Here is a 9,328-nt window from a genome sequence, read left to right on the forward strand (position 1 = left end):
AGCGTTCAGTTCAGAGCATGACTGTAAGACGTTGCAAAAATACTGTGTGAGCACCAAGAGCCCCATGTTTAGCCGCTTACAAGCCGAAAACCTTGCCCGTTTGACAAGCTGGTAGGCAGTCTCTAGTGTTCATTGGATCCAATTAGCCATGCCCATTCAAGTAGTAGGATAGCGTAGCCGTGACGCAGAAGCCGAACCCTTTGAACAGCATCAAGATCAGCGGTCCTATTCCCGCCCATCTTGCTCGTTCCGTGATTGAAGAAACCTTGCGTAACGCCATTCTCGATGGTCGATTGCCGTGTGGGACTGCCATGCGCCAGCAAGAGTTGGCCAGCCTGTTTGGGGTCAGCCGCATGCCGGTGCGCGAGGCCTTGCGACAGCTTGAAGCACAGTCATTGCTGCATGTGGTGACGCACAAGGGTGCAGTGGTTGCGCCATTGATCGAAGACAATTCGGCTGAGACCTACGCCCTGCGCATGCTGCTGGAGTCCGAAGCGCTGCGCTTGTCGACCCCATTGCTAACCGCCGCCGATATTGCCGAGGCAGAGTCCTATATAACTGCCCTGGAACAGGAAAAGGACTATACCGAGATTGGCCGCCTGAACCGCCTGTTTCACATGGTCCTGTATGGCAAGGCACCCAATCAGCGATTGCTCAAGCTGGTCGAGCACGGATTGAATGAAGAGGAACGTTTTTTACGCTTCAACCTTGAGGCAATGGGACTGGGCGAGACCTCCCAGGAAGATCACCGCGAATTGCTGAACCTGGTGGCGCAGAAAAAGATCGAAGAAAGCATCCTGACACTGCGCAATCACCTGACGCGTGGCATGGAGGTCATCGCCACTTATCTCAATGGCCTCGGCGCGCCCGACAGATAGTTTTCCCAGCACTTCGCTTTGACCCACAGACATTGCGGGGTTTCTCCCATCCGGGGTGAACTCCGCGCTGACACTTCCAACTTATAAGCCTTATTAGATTAAGTCTACTTCCACTCCGGAAACTTCCCACCGTTATAAAACAATTCGCCCACCACATGTAACTTTTCGAAAAAACATCTCATACACTTATAACCTCACCCCATCACTTAATCAGCTTATTATCGCTCACTGATAGTCAAATACTTAAATTGACCTTGCCAGCTCAAGTGTATGGCGCACCCTGTCTTGGGCCTGGTTAAACGTTAGCTGTCTTCTTCCGGCTGCAAGAGCCATCACTGCTCCACGAGCAGTTGCAACAACTTATAGGCATCAACCATGCACCCAACTTTGCTTCAACAAAAGAAACAACAATTATGCAACCACCTGTTATTTGAAGAAATAACTTCACTTAGCAAGTTACAACTTTTTATGGAAAGCCACGTATTTGCAGTATGGGACTTCATGACCCTTACCAAACGCCTGCAACAAGATCTGACTTGCACGCGACTACCCTGGCTTCCACCGACTGACCCACATGCCACACGCCTTATCAACGAGATCGTGCTGGGCGAAGAGTCGGATGAGCGTCCCGAGGGAGGTTATTGCAGCCATTTCGAGCTGTACCGGGAGGCGATGATCGAAGTGGGCGCCAGCACCGCCGCCATCGATACCTTTATCACGCTACAACGTCGAGGCCTCGAGGCTCGGGCAGCGTTGCAGCAGATCGATGTGCCACCGGGCGTGTCTCGCTTTGTCGAAAGCACCCTGCTCATCGCCTTGAACGCCCCTACCCATTCTGTAGCAGCGGCGTTCCTACATGGCCGTGAAAGCGTCATCCCAGCAATGTTTGAACGCTTGTTGCAGGGTAGCGAAGTCATCAATCGACAGGCTCCCGTCCTGGTCCATTATATGAACCGTCACATCGAACTGGACACCCAGGGCCATGAGCCCGGGGCGCAACAGTTGCTCCAACACCTGATCGGCAACGACGTGAACCACAAGGAACAAGCCAATGAAGCGGCTCTCGATGCCGTGGAAAACCGCATAGCGTTCTGGGACACCGTACGGGCCTCGTTGCAGGCGGTGCACTCATGAATAGCGCTGACTACCGCTCCATCGCAGACGACTGGGAGCGCCGTGCAACCATTCGTACACGGCCTCGGCGCGTATTGGAGAACGACGAAAACCTGATCTATCCACTGAGCCGTCAACCCCTGGTATTGGGCGCGACGTTTCTCGATCACTGTTCGCAATGGCGCGATTTTGTACTGGTACAAAGCTTCTACAAATTCATCAATGACGTGGTGATTTTCGAAACCGAAATCGTCGATGACGTCGCCCGCCGCATCGCCAAGAACCGCTTCGCCGTGCCCTTCCCCCTCGCCTGTCGCTACGATGCAATGACCATCGTGGTGGACGAGGATTATCACGCTCTGGTCGCGCTGGACTTTCTGCAACAGGCCGTGGCAATGACCGGCATACAACCACTCGACCTGCCCGCGCAAATCGAACTCAGCCGTGCCCTGCCCGCAGCCCAGGCGCTGGCGCCTTCGCACCTGCGTGATGCCGTCGGGTTGATTGGTGTGGCCATCGCCGAGAACACCGTGACTCATGACGTGGCAGCTTTCGCCAAGGACGACAGCGTCAAGTCGTCGATCCGCGGCATGATGGCCGATCATCTCTTTGACGAAGGACGTCATGCCCAATTCTGGACACGCCTGGTTCGCCTGTACTGGGAGGCGGCGAGCCCGGAAGATCGCGACATCATCGCCCACGTCCTGCCAACATTTCTGGCCCACTACCTGACCAACGACCTGCAGAAATCCTTTGACCTGAAACTGATCGAACACCTGAACGTCAGCGCCAGCGTCCGTCAGGCACTAAGGGAAGAAATAGACGCTCTGGATTTCCCCATCACCCGACAACACCCGATGATCGGCAACATCACGAGTTTTTTGCACCATAGCGGTTTGTTGCAGACGCCAAGCGTGGCACACGCCCTGAGCGACTATTTACCACTGGCCGGGAGAGCAGCATGAGATGCCTGACCATTGGATGGGTCGGTGTCAGCCAAGCCCTGGACCGCGTAAAGCAAGCCCTGGAGCAATACGGCCATAGGTCCGGTGAAGAAGCCGTCGACTTGGTGGTCGAAGACGGGAGCCAGCCATTGCCAAAGCACTTGGCAGAAGTCGTCCATATCAGCCTGCGCCTGGGCATCGGCCCTCTGACCGAACACGGGCTGCCTGCACTGCAATTGCGCGGGTATGACCGCAACCGACACCTGCTAGCTGTACTGGAGCTGGCAGCAGAGCCCAGCGGAAACGGCCAGCGATTGCGTTTGCAAGCAACGCAGGTGCTGGCGGAATGGGTAGCGTTGCAGGTCAGCAGCTTCGCACGTGACCCTGAGTATTTGCCGCCAGAGGCACATGCCAATGCCTGGCCTGAGCAAGACCTCCTGCGGCTGGACGTGCTGGCGTTTGAGCATCGGTTCAATCGTACGGCAGACCCAGCGCTGTTGCAGGCGGCTCAAGTACCCATGATCGATCGATTGCAGGCCAGCCTTCTTGCCTTCGCCGAGCGACCCGCACTGTACATTGCGGGCAACGTGACAACTTACCGGCAACTGCAGGCTCAGGCCCTGGCCATCCAGCAACAGCTGGAACCGTTACTGGAGGGCATTGAGCGCCCAGCCGTGGTCGGTGTTTGCCTGGAGAAGTCCATCGAATTGTACGCCAGCATTCTCGCAGTGCTCGGCTGCGGCGCAGTGTACCTGCCATTGGCACCGAGTGACCCGCCACAGCGCCAGCAGGCCATGCTGGACAGCGCAGGGGCCCGCGTTTTGCTGGATGGCGGCGCCCACCCGTTGCGTGAGCATTTCGTTTCACTGGATGTGAGCACTTTTGGCATACCACACACAGCAAGCCCCTCGCAGCATGCCACGGAGCTTGAATCACCGTGCATGGCGCTCTTCACTTCGGGCTCCACGGGACGGCCCAAGGGTGTGCTGCTCAGCCAGGCCAACCTCGCCCACTTCACCGCCTGGTTTGGTAGCCAAATGGCGCTGAGCGAACAAAGTCGCGTGTTGCAGTTTGCCTCAGTGAATTTCGATGCATCACTGATGGATATTTTTCCCACCCTGATCGCCGGCGCACAATTGATCGTCCCCAGCGAAACGCAACGGCGCGATCCGCTGCAATTGGTCGAGTTGATCCGCCAACAACACATCAGCCACGCGTTCCTACCTCCGGCGCTGCTCAGCATCCTGCCGCTGGATCAACCCCTGGGTTTGATGCATCTGTTCACCGGTGGCGACGCCTGCGAGCCCTACGTGATCGAGCGTTTGGCGGGTCAATGCCACCTTCACAATCTCTACGGCCCCACCGAGGCGACGGTACTGGTCACCCATCGAACGCTGCAGGTCGGGGACAGCAATCGCAACGTGGGCCGCCCCATCGCCAACAGCCAGGTGTTGATCCTCGACGATGAACTGCAACCCGTGGATGAACAGGTAATAGGCGAACTCTACATCGTCGGCCCGGGAGTAAGCCTGGGGTATTTGAATGCCGTGCAGTTGCCCGTCTCCCCCTTCATAAAGCTGGCCCTGCCAGGTGGCCAGACCGTGCGCGCCTATCGTAGTGGCGACCTCGCGAAATGGACTGCCGAAGGTATCGAGTTGGGCGGACGGCGGGACTCGCAGGTGAAAATTCGCGGAATTCGGGTCGAGCCTCAGGAAATCGAACAGTGTCTGCGCGCCAGTCGACTGTATCGCCAACTGGCGGTGGTGATTGATGATAAATACAGGATTCGCAGTGTCGTCGCCCAACCAGAACCTGGTGCCACTCTGAGCGACCTCAAGCAGCATGCACAACAGTGGCTGCCAGACTATTTGCAGCCTGGCGTGTGGACCGAACTACCCAGCCTGCCTTGCTCAAGTAACGGCAAAATCGATCGCGCGGCCTTACTCGCATTACCGGCCCAACCGACGTTGACGGGCGCTGGGCAGACTGCGCAAACGCCCCTTCAAATGCAACTGGTGGCGTTATGGCGTGAGTTGCTGCGGTTGCCCATGGAAGCGATGTCGATTGATGACAGCTTCTTCAATCTTGGCGGCCACTCCATATTGCTGTCGACGCTGTTGCTGCGCATTCGAAAGCAATTTGGCCGTAGCCTGCCTTTGAACCGATTTTTTGAAACACCGACGATCCGTACCCTCGCGCTGTTGATTGAGAATGGTGCGCTGCCCGACACGTCTTCCGGTCTTGCGGTACGGGATGCGCAGCGTGAAAACGTTATTCAGGTATTGCCTGAGCAACGCGCCGGTGATCGCGGCAGAGTCATCGTGACAGGCGCCAACAGCTTTATTGGTGTGCATATTGTCGAAGCGCTGCTGGCAAAGGGTGCCAAGCACGTTGCATGTCTGGTGCGAGAGCATCCAGACCAACCGGCAGCTGCGCGATTCACCGAGGCATTGCGCGAGCACCGTCTTGAACACTTGGACTTGAGCCGGGTGCAGGTCTATGCCGCGGATATCAGCCAGCCACGCCTGGGTTTGGCTGACGATACGTATGAACACCTTGCACGCAACTACGGTGTGGTTGTGCACAACGCAGCGCAGGTCAATCACGTGATGGATTATGCCTCGTTGGTAAAAGACAACGTAGACCCCGTGCTGGAGTGTCTGCGCCTGTGTGAGACCCACTGCAAAAAAGTGCTCAATTACGTGTCGACCTTGTCGGCATGCAGCAACATCGACGCGGATGGCCACGTCCTCGAAACGCCTGCCGCGTCGACCCCTCCCATTTACATCAAAAATGGCTACAACTTGTCCAAATGGGTCGCCGAGCGCTGGCTGGGGCACGCGGTAACACAAGGTTCCTGGGTGAACATTCACCGCCCGGGAAACATCAGCTTCAACACCCGAAGCGGTGTTTGCCAGCCACAGCAAAATCGTCTGATGCTGATGCTCAAGGGCTCGCTGCAATTGGGTGTGGTGCCTTGTTTCGAGGTGAATTTCGACCTGATGCCTGTGGATTTTTTTGCTGGCTTTGTTGCGTTCCACTGCGGCCGTTTTGAAGCTGCGCGATACGTATTCAACCTGCATAACCCGCAGCCTTTGAGCTGGGCTCAGTATCTTGATGCGTTCAACCAGGCGGGCTACGTATTCGACCGGGTCAGTGTCGCGCACTGGCAACAGGCCTTACGCACCGTCAGCCGCGAAAACGCACTGTTTGGTGTATTGGGCTTTTATCTGGATGAGCTAGGTGAAGACATTGGCGACACTTCAATGATCCATTGCGCCAACGCGCGTAAGGTCGTGGAAGAAATGGGTGCCCACTACCCCGAAAAGACCCCGTCGCTGCTACGCAAGGGCTGCGACCACCTCAAAACCATAGGCTTTCTTTGAACCGCTTCAGGACATCCCCATGAAACCGCTGCAACCCGATACATTGATTCAAAACCCACGTGGAACGCCTGTAGTGACCTCTGTCGTGGTCGACTGCGAGGCCACCCGACTGTGGGGCGTGGTGGGTCACTTTGCAGGCTTTGATGCCTTCATTCCCGCCCTATCCCACATCGAAATGACAGGTGAGGGCGTGGGCGCTTTACGCACCAAATTCTTCCACAATGGTCATTGCGTCGTGGAACAACTCAACAGTCGGGACGAACAGGCCATGTGTATGACCTGGACCACGATTTACAACACGTTGGGCCTGGCGCGTTTGTGGGCAGCGATGCACGTTGAAGCACTTGGCTCAAGCCGCTCCAGGGCAACATGGACACTGATCGGCGAGTCGATAGAAATGGCGCAGGCGGGGTTTGAGCAGTTTGTGCGAGAGTTCGCCGAAAGCGCACTGGGGAATGTGCGCCAGATGCTTGGTTGAAGAACAGGAGCGAGACATTCGCTCCTGTTCATTCAGACTCAGATTTTGAAGCTGTCGACCAGTTGTTTCAAACGGCTGGCCTGTTGAGACAACGCATCACAATCCTTCAACGTTTCGTTGAGATTGGTCACGCCTTGCTGGTTCAGCAGGTTGATCTGGTTGATGTCGACATTGAGTGTTTCCACCACAGCCGTCTGCTCCTCGGTGGCGGCAGCGACGGATTGGTTCATGCCATCGATTTCAACGATCCGCTGCGTCACGCTGATAAGCCGCTCACCGGCCTGGTTGGCCACCTCGACACTTTCTTCGCTGGAGGCCTGGCTGGCGTTCATGGTGGTCACCGCTTCACGCGACCCCACCTGCAGTGAGGTGATCATCTTGTGGATCTCCTCGGCGGACTCCTGCGTACGGTGTGCCAGGTTGCGCACTTCATCAGCGACCACGGCAAACCCACGACCCGCTTCTCCGGCACGGGCAGCCTCGATCGCAGCGTTGAGCGCGAGCAGGTTGGTCTGCTGGGAGATGCCTTTGATCACATCAAGGATATGACCAATGTTGTCGGTGCTAGCGTTCAGGGTCTCGATCTGGGTGCAAGACAGGCTGATCTTTTGCGACAGTTCCGACATTGCCAGGATGGTTTGCTCTACCACTTTGCGTCCATCATCAGCCTGTTCGCTGGCACCGCTGGCATGCTGCGAAGCGTCGGCAGCGTTACGTGCGATTTCCTGAGTAGCGGCACCCAATTCGTTGATCGCGGCAGCCACACTGTTGGTGCGCGCGCTCTGTTCGTCGGAGCCGATGATCGAGGCGTTGGAAGATGCCATGACACGCTGGGACAAATCATGCACTTGGCGTGTTGCAGAAGACACCTCGGAGATGGAGGCGTGGATACGCTCTACGAACTGGTTGAACGCGCTCCCTACCTCACCAAACTCGTCTTTACTGGTGACATCCAAACGACGGGTCAGGTCGCCTTCGCCCTGGGCAATATCCTGCATGGCAACGCCCATGGTGGTCAGAGGACGCAGCAAAACTTGGATCAGCAGGCTCAAGAGTACTGCAATCGCCACCACGGCAATCAACATGGCTATCAGCGCTGAGGTACGAAATTTACCCAACGGTGCGTAGGCCTTGCCTTTATCGATCGAAAGACCGATATACCAATCCGCACCTGGCAGGCCGCTCACAGGCGTGAACGACAAGATACGTTCCTGGCCATTAAGGATCACTTCCTGACTGACCTTCTCGATACGCACCTGAGTGCCAGGGTAGATGTCCTTGAGGTTCTTCATCACCTGATCTTGGTCGGGACTGACGATGACCTGACCATCGCCGCTGACCAGGAACGCATGACCGATACCACCGAAGTCCACCGAGTTGATGATCTTCACCAGGGTTTGCAGGCTCAGGTCACCACCAACGACACCCAGTAGCTCACCATTCTTTTTCACCGGCAAAGCGATAGTCACGATCTGCCCGCCTACCGCCGCCATGTAAGGCGGAGTCAGCATAGTTTTGTCAGCAGCCACAGCTTGTTTGTACCAGGGGCGCTGGCGTGGGTCGTAGCCATCGGGCATCTTCGCGTCGGGGCGCTGCGTGAATACGCCGTTGGTTTGACCGACATAGGTGAACTGGAAGTTGGCAGTGAAGGCGGGTTGATCGACCAATCCCGGAAGGTCTGCGCCATTGCCCTGATGGGCTACGTTTTGCGCCAGACTTTCGAGTACCAGTATTCGCCCACTAAGCCAGTTTTGCACGCTGCTAGCAGTGAGCTCACCGGATTGCTGAATGGACGACTCCAGGTTCTGCTTGATGGTGCTGCGTTGCAGGTAGTCGTTGTAGAGGGTGAATAACGCGAAGGCCAGAACCACGACGCCTGACGCGGCCAACAGAATTTTATGACTGAACTTGAGATTCATTTCATCGACTTCTTTTGCCAAAGGGGGGTGAGCGTGCCGAGTGGAACATTCCATGTAGCGGTATAGGCGGACTCTCGGGCCGCTCTATTTCGGTGCACGCATGGCTCGTCAGGCTTTCGGCCAAGGCTTGGCAAATCTTAGGAATTTATGAGGTGTTTCCTTTTTTTATGTAGGAAACCGACCAGCGGTAGGCATTTGCGAGGAGATACCAAGCGCAGTGACTTAATAGTCCTAAACGACAAAACCCCTGTCTGCGTTAGCAAACAGGGGTTTCGGAATTCAATCTTGACGATGACCTACTCTCACATGGGGAAACCCCACACTACCATCGGCGATGCATCGTTTCACTACTGAGTTCGGGATGGGATCAGGTGGTTCCAATGCTCTATGGTCGTCAAGAAATTCTGTATATCGGACCGTTGCGCTAGCGACGTGCCGATGAAATTCATGGACTTCTACATAAACAAAACCCCTGTTTGCGTTAGCAAACAGGGGTTTTGGAATTTAATCTTGACGATGACCTACTCTCACATGGGGAAACCCCACACTACCATCGGCGATGCATCGTTTCACTGCTGAGTTCGGGATGGGATCAGGTGGTTCCAATGCT

General features: G+C 56.1%; 6 protein-coding genes and 2 rRNA genes. 5 read left to right on the forward strand and 3 right to left on the reverse strand.

All coding sequences use genetic code 11. The annotated features are described in order from the left end of the window. Positions 1-179: 179 nt before the first annotated feature. From ACP7C6_RS21920 to ACP7C6_RS21940, 5 genes are all read left to right on the forward strand, one after another. A complete protein-coding gene (locus tag ACP7C6_RS21920; protein WP_305383343.1) occupies positions 180-878 on the forward strand; it encodes a GntR family transcriptional regulator in 699 nt (232 codons plus the stop codon). Between the two features lie 375 nt (positions 879-1,253). Next, on the forward strand, positions 1,254-2,012 hold the full coding sequence (locus tag ACP7C6_RS21925; protein WP_028615208.1) for a DUF3050 domain-containing protein: 759 nt from the start codon (positions 1,254-1,256) through the stop codon (positions 2,010-2,012). Next, a complete protein-coding gene (locus ACP7C6_RS21930) occupies positions 2,009-2,956 on the forward strand; it encodes a diiron oxygenase (protein ID WP_426109230.1) in 948 nt (315 codons plus the stop codon). The genes ACP7C6_RS21925 and ACP7C6_RS21930 overlap by 4 nt, the downstream gene beginning before the upstream one ends. Further along, positions 2,953-6,321 carry an amino acid adenylation domain-containing protein gene (locus ACP7C6_RS21935; protein ID WP_426109231.1) on the forward strand — a complete coding sequence of 1,123 codons (3,369 nt, stop codon included), beginning with the start codon at positions 2,953-2,955 and terminating at the stop codon, positions 6,319-6,321. Before ACP7C6_RS21930 ends, ACP7C6_RS21935 begins: the two co-directional genes overlap by 4 nt. Positions 6,322-6,340: 19 nt before the next feature. Further along, a complete protein-coding gene (locus ACP7C6_RS21940) occupies positions 6,341-6,799 on the forward strand; it encodes an SRPBCC family protein (RefSeq protein ID WP_426109232.1) in 459 nt (152 codons plus the stop codon). Positions 6,800-6,837: 38 nt separating this feature from the next. Here ACP7C6_RS21940 and ACP7C6_RS21945 read toward each other — a convergent pair whose 3' ends face one another. From ACP7C6_RS21945 to rrf (ACP7C6_RS21955), 3 genes are all read right to left on the reverse strand, one after another. Further along, positions 6,838-8,718, reverse strand: a complete 1,881-nt coding sequence (locus tag ACP7C6_RS21945; protein WP_028615204.1) for a methyl-accepting chemotaxis protein — start codon at positions 8,716-8,718, stop codon at positions 6,838-6,840. A 283-nt stretch (positions 8,719-9,001) separates the two neighbouring features. Then, positions 9,002-9,117: ribosomal RNA gene (gene rrf, locus ACP7C6_RS21950) — 5S ribosomal RNA — on the reverse strand. Positions 9,118-9,226: 109 nt separating this feature from the next. Beyond that, a 5S ribosomal RNA gene (gene rrf, locus ACP7C6_RS21955) occupies positions 9,227-9,328 on the reverse strand; the annotation flags it as partial.

Source organism: Pseudomonas sp. TWR1-1-4 (assembly GCF_049897165.1).
In the GTDB taxonomy this organism is placed as follows: domain Bacteria; phylum Pseudomonadota; class Gammaproteobacteria; order Pseudomonadales; family Pseudomonadaceae; genus Aquipseudomonas; species Aquipseudomonas canadensis.